The organism is Paenibacillus cisolokensis (assembly GCF_050481165.1).
GTDB lineage: Bacteria > Bacillota > Bacilli > Paenibacillales > Paenibacillaceae > Paenibacillus_AH > Paenibacillus_AH cisolokensis.
Genome location: NZ_JBCNFP010000015.1, coordinates 86,262 through 107,082 on the forward strand (window position 1 = coordinate 86,262; position 20,821 = coordinate 107,082).

Sequence of the window (20,821 nt, forward strand, 5' to 3'; positions counted from 1 at the left end):
TATGCTATAATAACTTAGATTAAAGAACGGCAGGGACTTGTCCTGCCGTTTACGTTCGGAGGCTTACCCGATGAATGAATACCGCATACCGGAAATGGCCAGAAAATATGTGGAGCACGACATGATCCGGACCTATACCGAGCTGCCGGCTTTCCCGGACTCCCGCATCCGGCTGCTCTTCGCTTTTTTGAATCAGAATACGAGCGTTTCCATGTTCAGCGAGCTCTATTCGCTTGTCGTTTCCCTTGTGCAGCTCGGCCTGGACACGCACGATACGATCGATACGGAGGCCGGCGTCCGGCCGGAGAAATCGATGAGGGCGAGACAGCTGAAAGTTCTGGCCGGCGATTACTTCAGCAGCCGCTTTTACCAGCTGCTGTCGCAAGCCGGGCAGGTCGATATGATCCGCCGGCTGAGCGGCGCGATCTGCCAAATCAACCGGCTGAAGATGAATTTGTATGTTCGGATGAAGCAAGTGCGCGTCACGGCGGAGGAATATTTGGCCTGCAGCGCGGAGCTCAAGGCCGAGCTGTTTCGCGTCTTCGCGGGGCTGATCGAAGAAAGATATTCGAAGTATTGGCTGGAGCTGCTCGCCGGACTCAGCCGCTGCGAAGTCGTGCTCGACGAATGGCTGAGAAGCGATCAGCCCGCAGGCTTTAAAGGCAGCTGGGCGTATTGGCATGTCATGCAGGAGGGGACGGAGGAAGAGAAGCGGCTTTTGGCCGCCCAGCCGGTCGAGCCGGGATTTGCGGCTTCGCTGATCCGGAAATACGATATCCGCAATCAGCTCGCCGCCCTGCTGCGCCATTCGGTCGAACAGCTGCGGGAAATTGCCGCAAAGCTCGAATCGGACCGGCTCGTCCGCGAGCTGTGCCTGATATGCGAATCGTTTCTGCGGCGGTTGTCGGCGTCCGTGCCGGCGTTCAACGAGATGAGGTGACCCGAAGAAGATGGATGGCAAGACGAAGGAACGGCATGTACATGCCGTATTCGAAAGCATTGCGCCGCAATATGACAAAATGAACGATCTGCTCAGCTTCCGCCGGCACAAAGCGTGGCGGAAGTTTACGATGAAGAAGATGAACGTGCAGCCGGGCCAATCGGCGCTCGATCTGTGCTGCGGCACATGCGACTGGACGCTGGCTTTATGCCGGGCCAGCGGCGACGGACGCATCGTCGGCCTCGATTTCAGCCAGAACATGCTGGACATCGGGGCGGACAAGATCCGCAAGGCGGGTCTGGCGGACCGGATCGAGCTGGTCCGGGGCAATGCGATGGACTTGCCGTTCGCAGACAATTCGTTCGATTATGCGACGATCGGCTTCGGACTGCGCAATGTGCCCGATCTTGTAAAGGTTTTGCGCGAAATGAAGCGCGTCGTGAAGCCGGGGGGACAGGTCGTCTGCCTCGAATTGTCCAAGCCCGAATGGCAGCCGTTCAAGTCGGTCTATTATTTTTATTTCGAACGGCTGCTGCCGCTGATCGGCAAGCTGGTGGCCAAGCGGTACGAGCAGTACAAATGGCTGCCGGATTCGCTCAAGGAATTCCCCGACATGAACCGGCTCGCCGATATATTTCGGGAGATCGGCCTCGAGCGGGTGCAGGCGTATCCGCTGACGGGCGGCATTGCCGCACTGCATATCGGGATAAAGGGGACAAAAGGATGATTCGCAAAGTTCGCATTTTTTTGGAAATGATAAAGTTCGAACATACGATATTCGCGCTGCCTTTCGCTTTCATCGGCGCTCTGCTCGGCGCTGTCGAAACGGAAGGCCGCTTGCCGTCGTGGGCGGAAATCGGCTGGATTTTGCTGGCGATGTTCGGCGCGCGGACGGCCGCGATGGGGCTGAACCGCCTTATCGACCGCGCGATTGACAAACGGAACCCGCGGACGGAAAACCGTGCGCTGCCCGCAGGCCTGATCCGTTCGGGCGAAGTGCTGCTCTTCATCGTCATCTCTTTCGTGCTGTTGTTTTACGCCTCTTACCGGCTCGATCCGATCTGTGTGCAACTGATGCCGATCGCGGTCTTTATGCTGGTGATCTATTCGTACACGAAACGGTTTACGTGGCTTTGCCATGTCGTTCTCGGCTTGACGATCGGGCTCGCTCCGCTCGGCGGCTGGGTCGCCGTAACGGGATCTTTCAGTTTGACGGCATGGTTGCTATACTTGTCAGTGGTTATGTGGATTGCCGGATTCGATATCATTTACGCTTGTCAGGATTACGAATTCGACCGTAAGGAAGGGCTGCACTCGATTCCCGCCCGTTTCGGCGTCGAGGGCGCGCTGCGTATCGCGCGGGCTTTCCATATCGTGACGGCGACCGGCTTTCTGGCTCTGTTCTGGATGACGGATTTGAGCTGGGGCTATCTTGTCGGAACGGTGGCGGCCGCGTGCATTTTGATGTATGAGCATTGGCTCGTGAAGCCAAGCGACATGAGCAGAGTGCAGACGGCGTTCTTCACAATGAACGGAACGCTCAGCATCGTGCTGTTTGCCTTTACGCTGTTCGATCTGGTGGTGCTGAGCCGATGGGCATGATGAATCAGGCGGCCGCCCGCCCGCAGCGCTGGGTCGTCGGCATAACCGGCGCGAGCGGCTCGATCTATGCGGTTCGGCTTATCGAGGAATTGCTGCGCGCCGAAGCGGAAGTCCATCTCGTCGTCACCGAGGCCGGCTGGCGCGTGCTGAAGGAGGAGCTGGACTGGCAGACGGTTCGCCGTCAGGCGGCGCTCGAGGAGCGATTTGCGCTGCCGATGAAGGAGAAGCGGCTCATCATTCATCCGAACGCCGATATCGGCGCAAGTATCGCCAGCGGTTCTTACTTGACGGACGGGATGGTCATCATCCCTTGTTCGATGGGCACGCTCGCTTCGATCGCGCACGGCATATCCGACGATCTGATGAGCCGGGCCGCCGATGTCATGATGAAGGAAGGCCGGAAGCTGCTGCTTGTGCCGCGAGAGACGCCGCTTCATGCGGTGCATCTGGAAAATATGCTGAAGCTGGCCAGACTCGGCGTCCGTATCGTACCCGCGATGCCCGCATTCTATTACCGGCCGGAGACGATCGGGGATATGGTCGATTTTCTCGTCGGCAAAGTGCTGGACGGAATGGGGATCGGGCATGAATTGTACAGAAGATGGGGAGATGAGCCGAATGGGGCGTGAAGGTCCGCTGACGCTTGGACGAATCGATTATGCCAATGCCTGGCCGCTCTTTCACCACCTGGACGGATATGCGGGCGAAGCCGGCGTCCGTATCGTCTCGCGCGTGCCGGCCGAGCTGAACCGGGCGCTGCGGGAGGGAGAGACCGATATTTCGGCCATATCCTCGTTCGCCTATGCACAAAACAGTGAAGATTATTTGCTGCTCCCCGATTTGTCGGTCAGTTCCGTAGGCCGCGTCAATTCCATTCTGCTGTTCATGAAGCGGCCGCTTGAGCAGGTGAAGAACGGCCGGATCGCCTTGACGACAGCCTCGGCGACTTCCGTCAATCTGTTAAAAATCATTATGGCGAAATATGCCGAAGGTCAGCCGCAGTACGAACGGGCGGAGCCGGATCTCGATTCGATGCTGGAAAACGCCGACGCGGCGCTTCTGATCGGCGACCCGGCGATCAGGGCGTCCTGGTCCGCAGGCAAGCTGCACGTGCTCGATCTGGGGGAATTATGGCATCGCTGGACGGGACTCGGGATGACTTATGCGGTCGTCGCCGTCCGCAAGGAAGCGGCGGCCCGCTGGCCGCAGGCGATCGCCAGCCTGCTGCAGGCGATGCGCGAGAGCAAAAGGCTTAGCCTCGGCAATCCGCAGGCGCTGATCGATGACGCGTGCCGCACGATCGGCGGCGAACCGGGCTATTGGGCGCGATATTTCACCGAGCTTCGTTACGATTTCGGCCCGATGCAGCAGCAAGGCCTTGCGCTGTATTTCCGGCTGGCGAGACAGCTCGGCTTGCTGGAGCGCGACGTGCATATGGAGTTCTTTTCAGAACAATCTGCTCTACAGGTGAACGAATGAAACTATTGGATTTGTACGCAAAGATGAAGGGCGATCTGAATCGGATCGAACAGCAGCTGGAGAAGAGCGTCACCTCCGACCACGCCCTGATGAGCGAAACGTCGCTGCATCTGTTGAAGGCGGGAGGCAAGCGCATCCGCCCTGTATTCGTATTGCTGTCGGGCAAGTTCGGCGATTACCGGCTCGACGTGCTGGAGCGGGTGGCGGTGCCGCTGGAGCTGATCCACATGGCGTCGCTCGTGCACGACGATGTCATTGACGACGCCGAAACGCGGCGCGGGCAGATGACGGTGAAGTCCAAGTGGGACAATCGGATCGCCATGTATACCGGCGACTATATTTACGCCAAGGCGCTGACGATCGTCACCGAATTGCCCAATCCGCATATCCACCAGATCTTGTCCAAAGCTATGGTCGAGATGTGCATCGGCGAAATGGAGCAGATTCGGGATTTCTTCAATACGGAGCAGTCCGTGCGCCAATACTTGCTGCGCATCCGGCGCAAGACGGCGCTTCTCATTGCGACGAGCTGCCAGCTTGGCGCTGTGGCCGCGAACACGGACCGCGTTACCGCGAACCGGTTGTACCGTTTCGGCTACAATGTCGGCATGGCGTTTCAAATACGCGACGACGTGCTGGATTTGTGCGGCACGGAGAAGCAGCTCGGCAAACCGCCCGGTTCCGATATCCGTCAGGGCAATATGACGCTTCCCGTGCTGTTGGCGCTGCGGGAAGAGGCTGTCCGGGACAAGCTGCTGCAGGCGATCGCGCGCATCCGCGAAAGCGACGGCACCGACGGGACGGATGAGGCGATCAGGCTGATCCGGGCAAGCCGGGGAATTGCGGCGGCCGAGGAGATGGCCGACCGCTATATCGCCAAATCGCTGGCCGCCCTCGAGCGGTTGCCCGACATTCCCGCCAAGCGGGATCTGATCGAAATCGCGCATTTCATCGGCAAGCGAAATTACTAAATATTAGGGTTCAGGCAGGTGTTCAAACGTATGGAGAAAACGTTTCTGATGATCAAACCGGACGGCGTGCAGCGCGGACTGATCGGTGAAATCGTGTCCCGTTTCGAGAAGAAAGGGCTGAAGCTCGTTGCCGCAAAATTTTTGCAAGTGACACGGGAAATGGCGGTTCGTCACTATGCCGAGCATAAAGGCAAGCCGTTCTACGAGCCGCTGCTCGACTTCATTACGTCGGGCCCGTCGTTCGCCATGGTATGGGAAGGCGATCAGGCGATCGCCCTCTGCCGCGCGATCATCGGCAAGACCGACGCGCTGGAGGCGCTGCCGGGCACGATACGCTCCGACTATGCCGTACATACGAATTTCAATCTGATACACGGCTCCGACTCTCCCGAAAATGCGGAACGCGAAATTGCGATTTTCTTCCGCGAAGACGAGCTGGTAAGCTACGAGCATACGATTCAGCGCTGGATCTGAAGGCCGGCGGGGAGCGGGGAAACGGGGGATCGGATTGGAAGACCGGGATTTCGCATGGTTTGTGCAGCGGGTTAAGGAACGGACGGCTATCGATCTGTCGCTGTACAAGGAAACGCAGATGAAGCGCAGGCTGACGACGCTTCGCATGAAGCACGGCTACGGCAGCTTTGAGGCTTTCTGGGAAGCGATGCAGAAAGACAAGGCGCTGATGGGCGAGTTTCTGGACCGGATGACGATCAACGTATCGGAATTTTGGCGCAATCCGGGCCGTTGGGAGACGCTGCGGCAGCGGTTTTTGCCGGAAATGCTGGCGCAGCGCGGAAACGTAAGCATATGGAGCGCCGCCTGCTCGACCGGCGAAGAGCCGTATACGCTCGCGATGCTGTTGTCCGAGCTCGGGGCGCTCGGCCGGGCATCGATTCTGGCTACCGATCTGGATGCCGGAGCGCTGGAGAAGGCGGAGCGCGGCGTCTATCACGAGCGGTCGGTGCGGGAAGTGCCGCCGGACTGCCTGCAGCGCTATTTCCGGAAGGAGTCCGGATGTTATGTTGTTGACGACGCGCTAAAGCGGGCGATAACGTTCCGGCGTCACAATTTGCTGGAGGACCGGTTCGGAGGGCCATATGATCTGATCGTCTGCCGCAATGTCATGATCTACTTTACCGATGAAGCGAAAAATCTACTATACCGCAAATTTGCCGAAGCGCTCCGTCCGGGAGGGTTGCTGTTCGTCGGCAGCACGGAGCAGATTTTCGGCCCCGGCCAATACGGGCTGGAGACGGCCGACACGTTCTTTTACCGGCGTCTGCGCGCCTGATGTATATCGTTTTCCAACTTCTCCTATACTAGGTACTAGCCGAAACCTGTGGAGGTTGGATGATGGATAAACGAAAAGTTATTTCGGCATATCGGAGAGGCATCATCAGCGTCCAGGAATGCGCGCAGATTCTTGGGCTCGACAGCGGAACGATCGCCAGGCTGGTCGACGATCCGCAGCTTGCGGAGCCGCCTGCCCGCCGTCTGCGCCGTCCCGCCGGCGGCTGAAGCCCCGGAATTTCAAAATGGCCGTCCGCCGAAACCGTCGTTTCCGGACGGCTTTTTTGCCGTCTTTCGGCCGTTTGTTTCCCGTCATGCCGCGGATGCGGCGGAAGCGCTCGCCAGACGCAGGCCGGGCCTTGCAGGGCCCGGCTTTTCTTGTCAAAAGATGCGGGCTATACTATAATGAGCAAAGATGTTTTGGGGCGGAATCGCCAACGAATGGGACGGTTGATTGGCGAAACGACAGCTTCGTCAGGCGACCGGACCGGCGAAGCTGTTTACGCTTGCCGGAATTGAAGGAGGAACCGAATTTGAGTTTGCGATATTTGACAGCGGGAGAAACGCACGGTCCCCAATTGACCGCGATTATCGAAGGGCTGCCGAGCAATTTGCAGCTTGATTTCGAGGAGTTGAATTTTCAGCTGCAGCGGCGGCAGAAAGGACATGGCCGCGGCCGCCGGATGCAGATCGAGAAGGATACGGCGAAAATTGTCGGCGGCGTGCGTCACGGACGGACGACCGGCGCGCCGGTGGCGATCGTCGTGGAGAACAACGACTGGAAGCATTGGACATCGGTCATGAATATCGAGCCGATCGAGGGCGGCGAAGAGGCGAAGCGGCGCGTGCACCGGCCCCGTCCGGGCCATGCCGACCTGAACGGCGGGCTGAAATACAATCTGAAAGATTTGCGCAACGTTCTGGAGCGCTCCAGTGCAAGGGAGACGGCGGCGCGCGTCGCGGTAGGCGCCGTTGCCCGGCAGCTGCTCGCGGCATTCGGCATCAAGGTGGCCGGACAGGTCATTCGCATCGGCAGCGTCGTAGCTCCCCCGAACAATCTGTCGGCTGACGAGCTGGCCCGGCTGACGGAGGAATCGCCGGTTCGCGTCGTGGACAAGGAGACGGAGCGGCAGATGATGGAGCTGATCGACCAGACGAAGGCGGACGGCGATTCGATCGGCGGCGTCGTGGAATGCATTGTCGAAGGCGTACCGGTCGGACTCGGCAGCCATGTGCAATGGGACCGCAAGCTGGACGGCCGAATCGCGCAGGCGGTCGTGTCGATCAATGCGTTTAAAGGCTGCGAGATCGGCATCGGCTTCGAAGCGGGCGCGCTTCGCGGCTCGCAAGTGCATGACGAGATCATGTACGAGCAAGGGCGCGGGTTTTACCGCGCGACGAACCGGCTCGGCGGCTTCGAGGGCGGGATGACCAATGGCATGCCGATCGTGGTGCGCGGCGTCATGAAGCCGATTCCGACGCTCTACAAGCCGCTGCGCAGCGTCGACATCGATACGAAAGAGCCGTTCACGGCACAGGTCGAGCGTTCGGATGCATGCGCGGTGCCGGCAGCCAGCGTCGTCATGGAGCATGTCGTGACCTGGGAAGTGGCCAAGGCGTTTCTGGAAAAATTCGGCGGCGATTCGATGGAGGAAATTCGCGCCAATTACGATAATTATTTGGCTCAAGTGGAGAGATATTAGTATGCGCGAACTGACGGTTGAACTCGGCGAACGCTCTTATCCTATTTATATCGGAGAAGGCCTCCTGAAAGAGGCCTCCTCATTTTTGAAAAAACGCGGCATCGGCACGAAATCCCCGCTTATGATCGTCACCGACGACCGGGTCGCCCCGCTTTATCTGGCGCCGCTCGAGCGGCAGCTGGCGGACGCGGGGTACGCGACGACAAGCGTCGTCGTCCCCGGCGGGGAGAGCTCGAAGTCGCTGGCGATGTTCGAGAAGCTGCTGACGGCCGCGCTTGAAGCGGGCCTGGACCGCAAGTCGGCGATCGTGGCGCTCGGAGGGGGCGTTGTCGGGGATCTGGCCGGATTCGCGGCGGCGGCCTATATGCGCGGCATCAAGTTCGTCCAGATGCCGACGACGATTTTGGCGCACGACAGCAGCGTGGGCGGCAAAGTGGCGGTCAACCATCCGCTGGCCAAAAACGTCATCGGCGCTTTCCATCAGCCGGAGCTGGTACTGTACGATCTGGATACGCTGAAAACGCTCCCGCCGCGCGAGGTGCGCGCAGGCCTGGCCGAAGTCATCAAGGAAGGTCTGATCTGGGACGCGGAATTCGTCTCCTGGTGCGAGGAGCATATCCGCGAGCTGCTTTCCCTCGATCGCGATGCGCTCGGCTACGCCCTGTACAAAGGCTGCGGCATTAAAGCCGAAGTCGTGTCGCGCGACGAGCGGGAGAACGATCTGCGCGCCATTCTGAATCTCGGCCATACGATCGGGCATGCGCTCGAGGCCGTCGCGGGGTACGGGGAGCTGCTGCACGGCGAAGCGATCGCCATCGGCATGGTCGGCGCGGCCCGGCTTGGCGTGCGCCTTGGCGCCCCGCAAGAGGTGTACGAGGTCACGAAACGGCTGCTTGTTGCCGCCGGCTTGCCGACCGCCATTCCGTCCCATTACGAGACGGACGCGATCATGAAAGCGATGATGCATGACAAGAAATTCACCGAAGGAACGATGCTGTTCGTCGTCCCGACGGCTGTCGGCAAAGTCGAGCTGAACCCGAACGTGTCAGCCGCCATGGTCCGGGAGATCGTGGATGAATTGAAACGGGAGGCCGATCGTCTATGAATGTAAGAGGGATTCGCGGCGCGATAACGGTGGAAGCGAACGAGGAACGCCCGATTTTGGACGCGACAGCCGAACTGGTCGAACGAATCGTGGCCGAAAACGGCATATCGCCCGAAGATATAGGATGCGTTTTCATTACGGTGACCGATGACCTCGATTCCGCGTTTCCGGCCCGGGCGATTCGCCAGATGGCCGGCTGGGAGCTTGTGCCGCTTATGTGCGCGCTGGAAGTGCCGGTCAAAGGCAGCCTTGAGAAGTGCATCCGGCTCATGGTGCTGGTCAATACCGACAAAAGCCAGGATCAGATTCGTCATGTATATTTGGGCGGCGCCCGGGTGCTTCGTCCCGATTTATCGAAAGCATAGGAACGGAAGGGAGAACCCGGTGCGGATCGGATGCCGTCGGGAGAACGGCGCCGTGAAAATGCCGGATTCAAGGGTTGACGGTTATGGCGGCGTTGCGGTATAGTGGTGTTTGTAAGCATTATGCATGAATGAGACGCGCGATTGCAGATGCGCGTTAGAGCAGAGCTGAGCGAAGCAAGCCGCAATGAGACGAGATGAGACGAGTGGAGACAAGACGATACGAACGGACATGGATGAGGGCGCGAGAGATAAGCGCGGGACGATGCCGGCCAGAGCCGGCGGGGCAGCTTGCGCATGCGGACCTTGTTGCGATGGCCTGTTCGTTTTATCCTCTCTGAATATGATTTCATCATCGTAATCAAAGCGTTTCTGCTTCGGCAGGAGCGCTTTTTTATTTTCGATCGAGGAGTGGGTTCCGATGCGCAACGAATTGCAGAACGTCATCCGGATGGCGGACCGGTACAATTTGATACCGGTGTCGCGGACGCTGATGGCGGATACGGAAACGCCGATTCGGCTGTTTCTGCACGCCTACCGGGAGGAGTACGCTTTTCTTCTGGAAAGTGTGGAAGGCGGGGCAAAATGGGCACGTTATTCGTTTATCGGCACGGACCCGTTTCTGATGATCAGCGGGAAAAACGGCATCATGAAGCTAAGGGCCAAAGACGGAACGGAAGAAATCGTAAAAGAACGGCCCATCGAGCTGCTCAAAGCGCGATTGCGCGCTTACCGGAGCCCCGCGCTTCCGGAGCTGCCGCCGTTTACCGGCGGCGCGATCGGCTTCTTCGGCTACGATCTGCTGCGATATTACGAGAAGCTGCCGGCGCATCGCCTCGACGACCTGCAGATGGATGATTTGCAGTTTATGTTCTGCGATCAGGTAATCGCCTTCGACCATTTCAAGCAGCAAATCCATGTGATCGGGAACGTTCATATTGCCGAGGGAGCGTCGGATTCGCAAATCGCCGACGCCTACGGCGAGACGCTGCGGCGCATTGAGGCGACGATCGAGCGGCTGCGGCAGCCGGCCGCGCAGCCCGCGCCGGCGGGCAAAATGCCCGATGACCCCGAGCTTGGCGATGTGCAGTCCAACGTCACGCGCGAGCAGTTTATCGCCAATGTGGAACAAGCGAAGGCGTACATCCGCGCCGGCGACATCTTTCAGGTGGTGCTCTCGCAGCGTTTCAGCGTGGAAACCGAGGCCGATCCTCTTGACGTCTACCGCGTGCTGCGGACGATGAATCCGTCGCCTTATATGTACGTGCTCAAGCTTGGCGGGGAGACGATCGTCGGCACGTCTCCGGAAGCGCTCGTCAAGGTGAACGGTGACCGGGTCGAGACGAGGCCGATCGCCGGAACGCGGCCGCGCGGCGCCACGCCGGAGGAGGATGCGGCGCTGGAGCGGGAGCTTCTGGCGGACGAGAAGGAACGGGCTGAGCATCTGATGCTCGTCGATCTCGGACGCAACGATATCGGGCGGGTAGCGGAGTTCGGAACGGTCCGCTGCGACGCCTATATGGAAATCGAGCGGTATTCGCATGTTATGCACATTGTCTCGAACGTGTCCGGCAAGCTACGGGAAGACCGCGATTTTTTCGACGCGTTCATCTCGTGCTTGCCGGCCGGCACCGTATCGGGCGCGCCGAAATTGCGGGCGATGGAAATTATTGCGGAGCTGGAGAACGAAGCGCGGGGCGCCTATGCCGGCGCGATCGGCTATCTCGGCTTCGGCGGCACGCTCGATACCTGCATCACGATCCGGACGATCATTTTCAAGAACGGAAGAGCCTACGTGCAGGCCGGAGCCGGCATCGTATGGGATTCCGTTCCGGAAAACGAATATACGGAAACGGTCAACAAGGCGAAAGGCATGCTGAAAGCGATCCGCGCGGCGGAAGCGATGTTCGGAGGCGCGGCGCGGTCGCGGACGGAAGCCGTATCGGACATTAATTCGGATTACGATATTTATGTGCGGGAAGGGAGAGGCTGAACGATATGGAGAAGATGACGATGCAGCGGGCGCTGGCGACGATGATGAGCGGAACCGACCTGACACGCGAAGAAGCCCGCGAAGTGATGGAAATTATAATGAGCGGCAAAGCGACTTCCGCGCAGATTGCCGGTATTGTGACGGCGCTCAGAATGAAAGGCGAAACGGTAGATGAAATCGCCGGCTTCGCCGAAGTGATGCGCAGCAAGTCGAACCGGGTGGCGACCGAGCGCGAAGGGTTGCTCGACACATGCGGGACGGGCGGCTCCGGCATTCACAAGTTCAATATTTCGACGGCTTCGGCGATTATCGCCGCGGCGGCCGGCGTGCGGGTGGCGAAGCACGGCAACCGCGCGATGAGCGGCAAAGCGGGCAGCGCCGACGTGCTGGAGGCGCTCGGCGTCAACATCGCGCTCAGCGCCGAACAGGCTGCCCGCTGTCTGGACGAAATCGGCATCTGCTTCATGTTCGCGCAGCTCTATCATCCGGCGCTCAAGCATGCCGCCGGGCCGCGGAAAGAACTCGGCGTACGGACGATCTTCAACATGCTCGGTCCGCTGACCAACCCGGCCGGCGCCGACCGTCAGCTGCTCGGCCTGTACGACCGCTCGCGCACGGAGACGGTGGCCGGCGTGCTGCGGGAGCTTGGGCTGAAGCGGGCGATGGTCGTCAGCAGCCATGACGGTCTGGACGAAATCAGCATTTCCGCGCCGACCCAAATTTCCGAGCTGCGGGACGGGCAGTTGCGGACGTACGATCTGACTCCGGAACAACTGGGGCTTCGAACCTATCCGCTCGGCGAAGTGCTGGGCGGGGATGCGGCGGTCAACGCCGCCATCATCCGCTCGGTATTTGCCGGCGAGCAGAAAGGCGCCTACCGCGACATCGTGCTGGCCAATGCGGGAGCCTGCATCTATGTGGGCGATGCCGCAGACACGCTGCGGGAAGGCGTGGAACGGGCGAAGGAAGTGATCGATTCGGGGCTGGCGTCCGCCAAGCTTCAGCAACTGATTGAAACGACAGGAGAGGTCGCGCATGTTTCTTGATCGCATTGTAGCCACGAAGAAGAAGGAAGTCGAAGCGCTGGCAAGCCGGTATGACGCTGCGGAATGGGAGCGGAGGATCGCAAGCCTGCCGCCCTGCCGCGGATTCGAGCGGGCTTTGACGTCGGGCCGGAAACGTCCGGTAGGACTTATCGCCGAGGTGAAGAAGGCGTCTCCTTCGAAAGGATTGATCCGCGAAGATTTTGATCCCGTCAAGCTGGCGAAAGCGTATGAGGCGGCGGGCGCGGACTGCATATCCGTATTGACGGACCGCGAATATTTCCAGGGGTCGGACGATGATTTGAGCGCGGTCAGGCAATCGGTCGGGTTGCCCCTTTTGCGCAAAGATTTTACAATTGATGAGCGGCAGATTGACGAGGCTCGCCTCATCGGAGCCGATGCTATCCTGCTCATCGCCGCCATTCTGAGCAAGCCGGAGCTGTCCGCATTGCACGACCGGGCCCGGGCGCTCGGCATGGACGTCCTCGTCGAGGTGCACGACCGGCGCGAGCTCGAGACCGTGCTGGAGCTCGGCAAGGCGACGCTGATCGGGATCAACAATCGCGATTTGCGCACGTTTGCAACCGATCTGCGCACGACGGAGCGGTTAATATCGCTCGTGCCGGAAGGGATTGCCGTCATTAGCGAAAGCGGAATTTCCTCGCGGGATGATATAAGCTACTTGCGCGGGCTTGGCGCGCAGGGCGTGCTGATCGGCGAGCATTTTATGCGGCAGCCGGATGTCGGAGAGGCGGTTGCGGAACTGATGGGTCCGGTGGATGCGGCATGAACGGGCCGGCCGCAATCAAAATATGCGGGCTGAAAGACGCCGAAACCGTCCGCGGATTGGACGGCATGCCGGTCACCCATATCGGACTCGTGTTCGCCCCGAGCAAAAGGCGGGTTGACGCGGAGACGGCGGCGGAACTGATCGCGGCCGCGCGGACGATCGGGGCGCGCGGCGGGTTGCCGCCGAAAACGGTCGGCGTGTTCGTCGACCCGTCGATGGACGAACTGCGGGCGGTGCTGCGGCATGCGCCGCTCGATATTGTGCAGCTGCACGGCGGGGAAACGCCGGCGTTCTGCCGCGCCGTGAAGGAAGAGCTGGCCGTCGGCGTATGGAAGGCGTTCGCCGCCGCCGGGGACGAGACGGAAAGATCGGCGGCGACCCGCCTGCAGCCGTACGAAGGGGCGGTGGACGCGCTGCTTGCCGATACGGCGGGCGGCGGTACCGGCCGCCCGTTCGATTGGCGTCTGCTCCGCTTGTATCATAAGGCCGCGAAGGCGATCGGCGTTCCGCTGTTCGCCGCCGGAGGCCTTCATCCGGACAATATCGGCGAGCTGATGCGGGATTATGCGCCGGACGGCGTCGACGTTTCCAGCGGCGTCGAGACCGACGGCCGCAAGGACCTTGCCAAAATCAGACAATTTGTGGAAAGGGTGACGGGTCGATGAACCGTGTGCCGGACGAAAACGGCCGATTCGGCCGATTCGGCGGGCGTTTCGTGCCGGAAACGCTGATGAACGCACTGCTTGAATTGGAAGAAGCGTATCACCATTATGCGAATGATCCTGCATTTAAAGAAGAGGTCCGGTACCTGCTGCAAAAATATTCCGGACGGCCGACATCGCTCTATTATGCGGAAAGGCTGACCCGGCATCTGGGCGGAGCCAAAATTTATTTGAAGCGGGAAGATTTGAACCATACCGGCGCGCATAAAATCAACAACACGATCGGGCAGGCCGTTCTGGCCAAGCGTATGGGCAAGACGAAAGTCATTGCCGAAACCGGGGCCGGGCAGCACGGGGTAGCCTCCGCCACCGTGGCCGCCCTGCTCGGTCTGGAGTGCAAAGTGTTTATGGGCGAAGAGGATATGAAACGCCAGCAGCTCAACGTGTTCCGGATGCGGCTGCTCGGAGCCGAGGTCGTCCCGGTATTGTCGGGAACGCGGACGCTGAAGGACGCCTGCAACGAAACGCTGCGCTACTGGGTCAGCCATGTCGACGATACGTACTATATTCTCGGCTCGGCGACCGGTCCGCATCCGTATCCGATGATCGTGCGCGATTTTCAGCGCATTATCGGCGATGAAGCGCGCGAGCAGATACTCGCCGAAGCAGGACGGCTGCCCGACTTCGTCGTGGCGGCTGTCGGCGGCGGAAGCAATGCGATCGGCATTTTTTATCCGTTCATCGGCGACGAGAGCGTGCGGCTGATCGGCGTCGAAGCGGCCGGCAAAGGCGTCGATACGCAGGAGCATGCGGCGACGATGACCAAAGGCCGCCCCGGCGTCTTTCAGGGCTCGCTCAGCTACGTCCTGCAGGATGAATTCGGCCAGGTGCTGCCGGCCCATTCGATTTCCGCCGGGCTCGACTATCCGGGCATCGGACCGGAGCACGCGTACCTGAAAGATTCGGGCCGGGCCGAGTACGTGCCGGCAACCGATGCGGAAGCGCTCGAGGCGCTGCAGCTGCTGTCGCGTACGGAAGGCATCATACCGGCGCTCGAATCGGCCCATGCCATAGCGCATACGATGAAGCTGGCCCCGACGCTCGGCGCCGACCGCATTATCGTCGTCAACTTGTCCGGACGCGGCGATAAAGATGTGGAATCCATTATGGGGTATTTGGGAGGGAACGGCCATGAATCGCATTGACGCCGCATTCGCGCGCTTGAAAGAAAAAGGCGGAACGGCGCTCATCCCGTTTCTGACCGTCGGCGATCCGGACCTTCGCACCACGATCGAAATTATTAAAACGCTGGAGAAAGCGGGGGCCGACATCGTGGAGCTCGGCGTTCCGTATTCCGATCCGCTGGCCGACGGTCCGGTCATCCAGCGCGCTTCGGAACGGGCGCTCAAGCATCGCATCACGCTCGCCCACTGCATGCAGGCTGCGGCGGACGCCCGCAGCGCCGGAGTGGAACTGCCCTTTATTTTATTCTCCTATTACAATCCGGTATTGCAGTTCGGACTCGACCGGTTTTTCGAAGAAGTGAAGGCGAAGGACATCAGCGGGCTGATCATCCCGGATTTGCCGATCGAAGAGGACGGGGAAGTCAGAAGCCGGGCGGAAGCGGCCGGCGTCCATCTGATCCCGCTCGTCGCGCCGACTTCCAACGAACGGATCGCCCGCATCGCGGGGAATGCCCGCGGCTTCGTCTACTGCGTCTCGTCGCTTGGCGTAACCGGCGTCCGTTCGGACTTTCATCGCGATATCGATCAATTTCTGGCAAGCGTCAAGCAAGCCGCCAATGTTCCGATCGCCATCGGCTTCGGCATCTCGACCCGGGAGCAGGTGGAGCGCTTCAGCGCATGGTGCGACGGCGTTGTCGTCGGCAGCGCTCTCGTTCGGCAGATCGAGGAGGCGATTCCGCAGCTTACGAGCGAAGCGGAACGCGAGCTGGGACTCGCCCGCATCGGCGAATTTATCAGGGAGTTGAAAGGTTAATCGCTTGCGGCTGACCGGCGCATCGGCAGCGGGCCTCTTCCGGCTTATTCGGAAGAGGCCGCTTTCTTTTGCGCGAAAGCACTTTAAAATGAAGGAAAGATATGAGACAATGGACTTCATGTAAGATGATTTTAGTCAACTTATGGGGTGAAGCATCGATGCAACCGAAACAGAATATCGTCCACTTGCCCGTTTACCAGCCCGGCAAACCGGTAGACGACGTCAAGCGGGAATTGGGGCTTACGGAGGTCATCAAGCTGGCTTCCAATGAAAATCCGTTTGGCTGTTCCGAGCAAGCGAAAGCGGCGATGATGGAGGAAATCGCCAATGCGAGCATTTATCCGGACGGCGCGAGCCAGAAGCTGGCCGCCGCGGTTGCCGGCCATCTCGGGGTGGAGCGCGATCAGCTTATTTTCGGCGCAGGTTCGGACGAAGTCATTCTGATGATCGCCCGTGCGTATCTCGTTCCGGGGGACGAGACGATCATGGCGGACGAAACGTTCCCGCAATACAAGCACAATTCCGAGATCGAGAACGCCCGCGTGATCGAGGTGCCGCTCAAGGATGGAAAGCACGATCTGGAAGCGATGCTGGCGAAGGTGACGCCGCGCACCAAAATTATCTGGATCTGCAATCCGAACAATCCGACCGGCACGATCGTGACAGGCGAGGAGCTGGACAGCTTCATGAAGCGCGTTCCGGCAAGCGTCCTGGTCGTGCTGGACGAAGCTTACTGCGAGTATATAAACGCCCCGGAATATCCGGACAGCCTGGCCATGCTGAAGGAGTACCGGAACCTTGTGCTGCTTCGCACCTTTTCCAAAATATACGGATTGGCAGCGCTGCGCGTCGGTTACGCGATCGGTCATCCCGATGTGATCCGTTCGGTGAATCAGGTCCGCGAGCCGTTCAATACGACACGGATGGGGCAGGCGGCGGCCGCGGCGGCGATCGCCGACCAGGCGTTCGTACGGAGCTGCCGGGAACGCAATGCCGAAGGCCTCGCTTATCTGTGCGGCGAATTCGACCGGATGGGTTTGTCTTATTTCCCGCCGTACGGCAATTTCGTGATGGTCGACGTGAAGCTCCCGTCGCAGCAAGTGTTCGAAGCGTTGCTGCGCAAAGGCATCATCGCGCGCGCCCGGTGGACGCACTATCCGCATCATATCCGGATTACGGTGGGCAGCAGGGAACAGAACGAGAAATTTATCAAAGCGCTGGAGGAAGTGCTGCAGGCTGCTGCAGTGCTCGGATAACCGATGACGACCGTTACCATTTTCGGCGTAGGACTGATCGGCGGTTCGCTCGCTTTATGCTTCAAGGGCAAGCCCGGCATGAAAGTTGTCGGCCATTCCGTTCGCCGTTCCTCTGTCGAAAAATATGTCAGCCGCGGCGTTGTGGACGAGGCGACGACGTCGATGCGGGAAGCGGCCGAGCAAGCGGACTTTATCTTTTTATGCGTGCCGGTAGGGGAGCTTGAATCATACCTCGAACAGATCGCCGGATTCGACTTGAAGCCCGGATGCATCATTAGCGACGTCGGCAGCACGAAGGCGTCGATCGCGGCCTGCGCGAGAAAGCTCGGGAACCGCAATGCCGTCTTTATCGGCGGCCATCCGATGGCCGGTTCCGAACGGACGGGAGTGGAGGCGGCGACCTCGATTTTGTTCGAGAACGCCTTCTACGTATTGACGCCGGAGCCGTCGACGCCGCCCGAAGCGCTGACCCGGCTGACGGACCTGCTCAAGCATACCCGGGCCCATATCGTCACCGTCGATGCGGAGAAGCATGACGAGATCGTCGGGGCGATCAGCCATCTGCCGCATATTATCGCGGTTGCGCTCGTCAACCAGATCCGGCGCTACAACGAGCAGAACGGCTTGTACGAACTGCTGGCGGCGGGAGGCTTCCGGGACATTACGCGCATTGCCTCGAGCGATCCGGCGCTGTGGCGGGACATTCTGATCCATAACCGGGAAGTGCTGCTGCGGCTGATGCGGGACTGGAACGAAGAGACCGGCCGGTTCATCCGTATGCTGGAACAGGCGGACACGGCGGGCATCGAAGAAGCGTTCCGCATGTCGGGCGAGTTTCGCAGCCGGTTGCCGGAACGGCGCAAAGGCATGATCCATTCCATCTACGAGTGTTATATCGACGTCCCGGATCATCCGGGCATTATCGGCCGCATTGCCACGGAACTGGGCAACCGGCATATCAATCTGAGCAATTTGCAAATTATCGAAAGCAGGGAAGAGGTTCCCGGCGTGCTCCGGCTGTCGTTCCGGACGCAGGAGGATCTCGATCACGCGATCGCGTCGCTGAAGGAGCTTGGCTACACGGCCCGTTATTGACGGCGGCAGCCCCGGAACCGGTACCTGTTTCCCCCCGCATGCCGGCAGGGCATGCAGGGGAAGCAGGTTTGCCGGCTTCAGGCAGAAAAAATGAAAACGCTTATTGACAAGATGAAAACGGATACATATAATAGAGGTACGGTATGGTTTCTCTCCACTCCTATCCAAATTATCGCACGTTGTGCGGCCACCCTTCGGGGTGGTTTTTTTTTCTATTCTAAGAATCATCTCATTTTAACCTTTAGGCCGCACTGTATGATACAATACCATGAGACGCCCCGTTATGTAAAATAATGGCTGGCCGTTCGCGTTTCCAGTCCGAACGTTCATTAATCTTTCTTTGTTTTTTGATGATCACCGCAACTTTTCGCTTCCCGGCCGGTAAAAGGATGGTATAACCGGATTGGGAAGACCGCGCAGGTGAGGAGGTTCGCCTGTTTATGTTGGATTCCCAGATCGTACGGGAAATAAAGGACGGCAACGTGCAGCTGTTTGCGGAACTGATGAAACGGTACCAGCGCAAAATATTCGTCTTTATCTATCGGATGCTTAAAAGTTCCCATCTTGAAATGATGGCGGAAGACCTTTGCGCGGAGACGTTCTACAAGGCGTACCGGAGCCTTCGATCGTTTCGCGAATTGGATGCGTCTTTCTCGACGTGGCTGTACACCATTGCCCGAAATACTGTGCTCAGCGAACTGCGCAAGCAGAAAAACGGAACATTATCTCTCGATGAAGCCGGCCTTTCGCCTGCGGCGCCGCCCGAGTACGTTCCGGAGCAGTCGCTGCTCCGAAGCGAGAGGGCTTCCATGGTGAGGGCCGCTATTAATAATTTGCCGGAGAAGCAGCGAACGGCTCTTATTCTGCGCGAATACGAGCAGATGGATTATCAGGAAATCGCCGCCATTTTGGGGCAGACGGTCAGCTCCGTCAAATCGCTTCTGTTTCGGGCCCGTGTAAGCGTCAGATCGCAGCTTGAGCCGTATGTCGTCAATGCGCCGCTGGATGAACATGAAGGGATGAAGACGCGATGAAGTGCCAGGATGTCCAGAAGACGCTAGCCTTTTATTGGGATTTGCCAAATGACGCCCCCGAACGTCTCATGGCCGATGCCCATATTGCCGGTTGTCCGGATTGCGCCGAACAATTTCGGCTGTGGGAAGAAAGTATGTTGACCATTCGCAGTCTCGGGGAAGACGATGTACCGGACGGACCGGGAGAGCATGTCGGGAACGCAGTGATGGCGCGCATCTACAGCGAGCAGGCATGGCTTAGGCCCGTTCAGCAGAAAAGCTATACATTCACCCGCAAGGTGCGGCGCCGCACTGCGGCGATCGTCGCCTGTGTGACGGCGCTGTTCGCATGCGGCCTGCTCTTCCTGGCGTTCGCGGATTTGCACACCGCGGATAACGGACAGGTTCAGCAAGTGACCGGTCTGCTTGAAACCGCGAATGCGTCAGCGGACGGAATCGGCGTAATCAGCGCCAAGTTCTACTCCGAAATTCCGGTAGCCAGCGTGAGCGACCCGATCGTGCTCAAGGTGGAGCCGGAAGTGCCGGAATATACGTACTGGATTGCGCTGCTCGTGCTTGGAATCGTCATTTCGCTGCTTTTGCTCGGCTGGCTTTCGCGCACCCGGCGCTGACTCCAGGCCAGAATATTGCGCGGCGGTTATGGAAAGGGGAACGTCATCGAAGTGTTCATCGGTTTGGTCAGGCACGGTCAAACGGACTGGAATGCCCTGGGCAAAATACAGGGACAAACGGATATTCCGTTGAATGCGGCAGGAGTCGCGCAAGCGCGCGCGCTGGCCGAACGGCTCGCGCAGGACGAATGGAAGTGGGAGGCGGTCGTGGCGAGCACGCTGCAGCGCGCCGCGGAAACGGCGCGCATTATCGCGCAGAGGCTTCGCCTTCCTGCGCCGGCGAGCGATCCCAGGCTGAACGAGCGGCGCTTCGGAGACGCCGAAGGGACGACGGAAGCCGAGCGGCTTGCCCGCTGGGGGGCTGACTGGCGCTCGGCCGATTTGGGCCAGGAAAGCGACGGCGAGGTGCGCGAGCGGGCTTCCGCCTTTCTGGCGGACTGGAGGCGCCGCATGCCCGACGGCAAGCTGCTCGTCGTCACGCACGGGAGTTTTCTGGCTCAAATGATGGCCGTCATGAACGGGGATCTTGAGATTCGCCATATCGGGAACATGTCTTATTCGATTCTCGAATATCAGGACGGCAAATGGCATTCGCACTTGCACAATTGCACCAGGCATCTGGAAAGCTGACGGCATCGCCGTCGGTGGCTGTCTCACATGTTCAGATTCATTTTCTATCTGCAGACCATAAGAAGACCAGTAATATAATTGAATTCGTTCCTGAATGTTGCGAACCCCAGGGCTCATTTGTCAGCGAGGTGTGCGAGGGGATATTCGATAAGTTTACCCGGCTCAAAACCAATATTGCAAAAGTGCAGTTTTTTTCCGGTATTAAAAGCCGGAACGCTCAAATTTCTGCGATAATACCACTAGCGTTGCATCAAACA

The 20,821-nt window shown here is 59.4% G+C and carries 24 protein-coding genes; all 24 read left to right on the plus strand.

All coding sequences use genetic code 11. The features are described from left to right. Positions 1 to 70: 70 nt before the first annotated feature. Complete coding sequence (locus tag ABEV74_RS02635) at positions 71 to 940, plus strand: heptaprenyl diphosphate synthase component 1 (RefSeq protein WP_062492754.1); 870 nt, start codon at positions 71 to 73, stop codon at positions 938 to 940. Between the two features lie 10 nt (positions 941 to 950). Then, entirely contained in the window at positions 951 to 1,667 is a 717-nt protein-coding gene (locus ABEV74_RS02640) for a demethylmenaquinone methyltransferase (RefSeq protein WP_430143237.1), read from the plus strand. Further along, complete coding sequence (locus ABEV74_RS02645) at positions 1,664 to 2,542, plus strand: UbiA-like polyprenyltransferase (protein ID WP_430143239.1); 879 nt, start codon at positions 1,664 to 1,666, stop codon at positions 2,540 to 2,542. Before ABEV74_RS02640 ends, ABEV74_RS02645 begins: the two co-directional genes overlap by 4 nt. Further along, positions 2,539 to 3,171, plus strand: coding sequence for a UbiX family flavin prenyltransferase (locus ABEV74_RS02650; RefSeq protein ID WP_430143272.1), 633 nt, complete (start codon positions 2,539 to 2,541; stop codon positions 3,169 to 3,171). The genes ABEV74_RS02645 and ABEV74_RS02650 overlap by 4 nt, the downstream gene beginning before the upstream one ends. Further along, the gene (locus ABEV74_RS02655; protein WP_430143240.1) at positions 3,161 to 4,021 is read left to right on the plus strand and encodes a menaquinone biosynthesis protein; all 861 of its coding nucleotides are present in this window, start codon (positions 3,161 to 3,163) and stop codon (positions 4,019 to 4,021) included. Before ABEV74_RS02650 ends, ABEV74_RS02655 begins: the two co-directional genes overlap by 11 nt. Further along, complete coding sequence (gene hepT / locus ABEV74_RS02660; protein WP_430143242.1) at positions 4,018 to 4,992, plus strand: heptaprenyl diphosphate synthase component II; 975 nt, start codon at positions 4,018 to 4,020, stop codon at positions 4,990 to 4,992. Before ABEV74_RS02655 ends, hepT begins: the two co-directional genes overlap by 4 nt. A 30-nt stretch (positions 4,993 to 5,022) precedes the next feature. Next, positions 5,023 to 5,466 carry a nucleoside-diphosphate kinase gene (gene ndk, locus ABEV74_RS02665; protein WP_430143244.1) on the plus strand — a complete coding sequence of 148 codons (444 nt, stop codon included), beginning with the start codon at positions 5,023 to 5,025 and terminating at the stop codon, positions 5,464 to 5,466. A 34-nt stretch (positions 5,467 to 5,500) separates the two neighbouring features. After that, entirely contained in the window at positions 5,501 to 6,283 is a 783-nt protein-coding gene (locus ABEV74_RS02670; RefSeq protein WP_430143246.1) for a CheR family methyltransferase, read from the plus strand. Between the two features lie 59 nt (positions 6,284 to 6,342). Then, entirely contained in the window at positions 6,343 to 6,510 is a 168-nt protein-coding gene (locus tag ABEV74_RS02675; protein ID WP_160327793.1) for a hypothetical protein, read from the plus strand. 305 nt (positions 6,511 to 6,815) lie between these two features. After that, on the plus strand, positions 6,816 to 7,985 hold the full coding sequence (aroC, locus tag ABEV74_RS02680; protein ID WP_430143248.1) for a chorismate synthase: 1,170 nt from the start codon (positions 6,816 to 6,818) through the stop codon (positions 7,983 to 7,985). 1 nt (position 7,986) lies between these two features. Further along, positions 7,987 to 9,090: a 3-dehydroquinate synthase gene (aroB, locus tag ABEV74_RS02685; protein ID WP_430143250.1), complete on the plus strand. Its 1,104-nt coding sequence runs from the start codon at positions 7,987 to 7,989 to the stop codon at positions 9,088 to 9,090. After that, entirely contained in the window at positions 9,087 to 9,455 is a 369-nt protein-coding gene (gene aroH / locus ABEV74_RS02690; protein WP_062492762.1) for a chorismate mutase, read from the plus strand. Before aroB ends, aroH begins: the two co-directional genes overlap by 4 nt. 418 nt (positions 9,456 to 9,873) lie before the next feature. Next, positions 9,874 to 11,445, plus strand: a complete 1,572-nt coding sequence (gene trpE, locus ABEV74_RS02695; protein WP_430143252.1) for an anthranilate synthase component I — start codon at positions 9,874 to 9,876, stop codon at positions 11,443 to 11,445. Positions 11,446 to 11,450: 5 nt separating this feature from the next. Further along, complete coding sequence (trpD, locus tag ABEV74_RS02700; RefSeq protein WP_213526988.1) at positions 11,451 to 12,491, plus strand: anthranilate phosphoribosyltransferase; 1,041 nt, start codon at positions 11,451 to 11,453, stop codon at positions 12,489 to 12,491. Next, on the plus strand, positions 12,481 to 13,278 hold the full coding sequence (trpC, locus tag ABEV74_RS02705) for an indole-3-glycerol phosphate synthase TrpC (protein WP_430143254.1): 798 nt from the start codon (positions 12,481 to 12,483) through the stop codon (positions 13,276 to 13,278). Before trpD ends, trpC begins: the two co-directional genes overlap by 11 nt. Continuing rightward, positions 13,275 to 13,943 (plus strand): phosphoribosylanthranilate isomerase, encoded by a 669-nt coding sequence (locus ABEV74_RS02710; protein WP_430143256.1) that lies wholly within the window; start codon positions 13,275 to 13,277, stop codon positions 13,941 to 13,943. The genes trpC and ABEV74_RS02710 overlap by 4 nt, the downstream gene beginning before the upstream one ends. Then, positions 13,940 to 15,145: a tryptophan synthase subunit beta gene (trpB, locus tag ABEV74_RS02715; protein WP_062492767.1), complete on the plus strand. Its 1,206-nt coding sequence runs from the start codon at positions 13,940 to 13,942 to the stop codon at positions 15,143 to 15,145. Before ABEV74_RS02710 ends, trpB begins: the two co-directional genes overlap by 4 nt. Continuing rightward, positions 15,132 to 15,938, plus strand: coding sequence for a tryptophan synthase subunit alpha (gene trpA / locus ABEV74_RS02720; RefSeq protein WP_430143258.1), 807 nt, complete (start codon positions 15,132 to 15,134; stop codon positions 15,936 to 15,938). The genes trpB and trpA overlap by 14 nt, the downstream gene beginning before the upstream one ends. Positions 15,939 to 16,096: 158 nt before the next feature. Next, positions 16,097 to 17,194, plus strand: coding sequence for a histidinol-phosphate transaminase (gene hisC / locus ABEV74_RS02725; RefSeq protein WP_062496785.1), 1,098 nt, complete (start codon positions 16,097 to 16,099; stop codon positions 17,192 to 17,194). 3 nt (positions 17,195 to 17,197) lie between these two features. Beyond that, positions 17,198 to 18,289, plus strand: a complete 1,092-nt coding sequence (locus tag ABEV74_RS02730) for a prephenate dehydrogenase (protein WP_430143260.1) — start codon at positions 17,198 to 17,200, stop codon at positions 18,287 to 18,289. Positions 18,290 to 18,729: 440 nt separating this feature from the next. Then, positions 18,730 to 19,323: an RNA polymerase sigma factor gene (locus tag ABEV74_RS02735; RefSeq protein ID WP_213526994.1), complete on the plus strand. Its 594-nt coding sequence runs from the start codon at positions 18,730 to 18,732 to the stop codon at positions 19,321 to 19,323. Then, the gene (locus ABEV74_RS02740; RefSeq protein ID WP_430143262.1) at positions 19,320 to 19,934 is read left to right on the plus strand and encodes an anti-sigma factor; all 615 of its coding nucleotides are present in this window, start codon (positions 19,320 to 19,322) and stop codon (positions 19,932 to 19,934) included. The genes ABEV74_RS02735 and ABEV74_RS02740 overlap by 4 nt, the downstream gene beginning before the upstream one ends. Before the next feature lie 51 nt (positions 19,935 to 19,985). Further along, on the plus strand, positions 19,986 to 20,564 hold the full coding sequence (locus tag ABEV74_RS02745; RefSeq protein WP_062496787.1) for a histidine phosphatase family protein: 579 nt from the start codon (positions 19,986 to 19,988) through the stop codon (positions 20,562 to 20,564). Beyond that, on the plus strand, positions 20,519 to 20,821 hold a 303-nt coding region (locus ABEV74_RS02750; RefSeq protein ID WP_430143264.1), incomplete at its 3' end, for a hypothetical protein. The genes ABEV74_RS02745 and ABEV74_RS02750, both read left to right, overlap by 46 nt.

Bases quoted from the DNA above. Each gene is read 5' to 3' on its own strand.
- ABEV74_RS02635 (WP_062492754.1), top strand. From the start codon at position 71: ATGAATGAATACCGCATACCGGAAATGGCCAGAAAATATGTGGAGCAC.
- ABEV74_RS02640 (WP_430143237.1), top strand. From the start codon at position 951: ATGGATGGCAAGACGAAGGAACGGCATGTACATGCCGTATTCGAAAGC.
- ABEV74_RS02645 (WP_430143239.1), top strand. From the start codon at position 1,664: ATGATTCGCAAAGTTCGCATTTTTTTGGAAATGATAAAGTTCGAACAT.
- ABEV74_RS02650 (WP_430143272.1), top strand. From the start codon at position 2,539: ATGATGAATCAGGCGGCCGCCCGCCCGCAGCGCTGGGTCGTCGGCATA.
- ABEV74_RS02655 (WP_430143240.1), top strand. From the start codon at position 3,161: ATGGGGCGTGAAGGTCCGCTGACGCTTGGACGAATCGATTATGCCAAT.
- hepT (WP_430143242.1), top strand. From the start codon at position 4,018: ATGAAACTATTGGATTTGTACGCAAAGATGAAGGGCGATCTGAATCGG.
- ndk (WP_430143244.1), top strand. From the start codon at position 5,023: ATGGAGAAAACGTTTCTGATGATCAAACCGGACGGCGTGCAGCGCGGA.
- ABEV74_RS02675 (WP_160327793.1), top strand. From the start codon at position 6,343: ATGATGGATAAACGAAAAGTTATTTCGGCATATCGGAGAGGCATCATC.
- aroB (WP_430143250.1), top strand. From the start codon at position 7,987: ATGCGCGAACTGACGGTTGAACTCGGCGAACGCTCTTATCCTATTTAT.
- aroH (WP_062492762.1), top strand. From the start codon at position 9,087: ATGAATGTAAGAGGGATTCGCGGCGCGATAACGGTGGAAGCGAACGAG.
- trpE (WP_430143252.1), top strand. From the start codon at position 9,874: ATGCGCAACGAATTGCAGAACGTCATCCGGATGGCGGACCGGTACAAT.
- trpD (WP_213526988.1), top strand. From the start codon at position 11,451: ATGGAGAAGATGACGATGCAGCGGGCGCTGGCGACGATGATGAGCGGA.
- trpC (WP_430143254.1), top strand. From the start codon at position 12,481: ATGTTTCTTGATCGCATTGTAGCCACGAAGAAGAAGGAAGTCGAAGCG.
- ABEV74_RS02710 (WP_430143256.1), top strand. From the start codon at position 13,275: ATGAACGGGCCGGCCGCAATCAAAATATGCGGGCTGAAAGACGCCGAA.
- trpB (WP_062492767.1), top strand. From the start codon at position 13,940: ATGAACCGTGTGCCGGACGAAAACGGCCGATTCGGCCGATTCGGCGGG.
- trpA (WP_430143258.1), top strand. From the start codon at position 15,132: ATGAATCGCATTGACGCCGCATTCGCGCGCTTGAAAGAAAAAGGCGGA.
- hisC (WP_062496785.1), top strand. From the start codon at position 16,097: ATGCAACCGAAACAGAATATCGTCCACTTGCCCGTTTACCAGCCCGGC.
- ABEV74_RS02730 (WP_430143260.1), top strand. From the start codon at position 17,198: ATGACGACCGTTACCATTTTCGGCGTAGGACTGATCGGCGGTTCGCTC.
- ABEV74_RS02735 (WP_213526994.1), top strand. From the start codon at position 18,730: ATGTTGGATTCCCAGATCGTACGGGAAATAAAGGACGGCAACGTGCAG.
- ABEV74_RS02740 (WP_430143262.1), top strand. From the start codon at position 19,320: ATGAAGTGCCAGGATGTCCAGAAGACGCTAGCCTTTTATTGGGATTTG.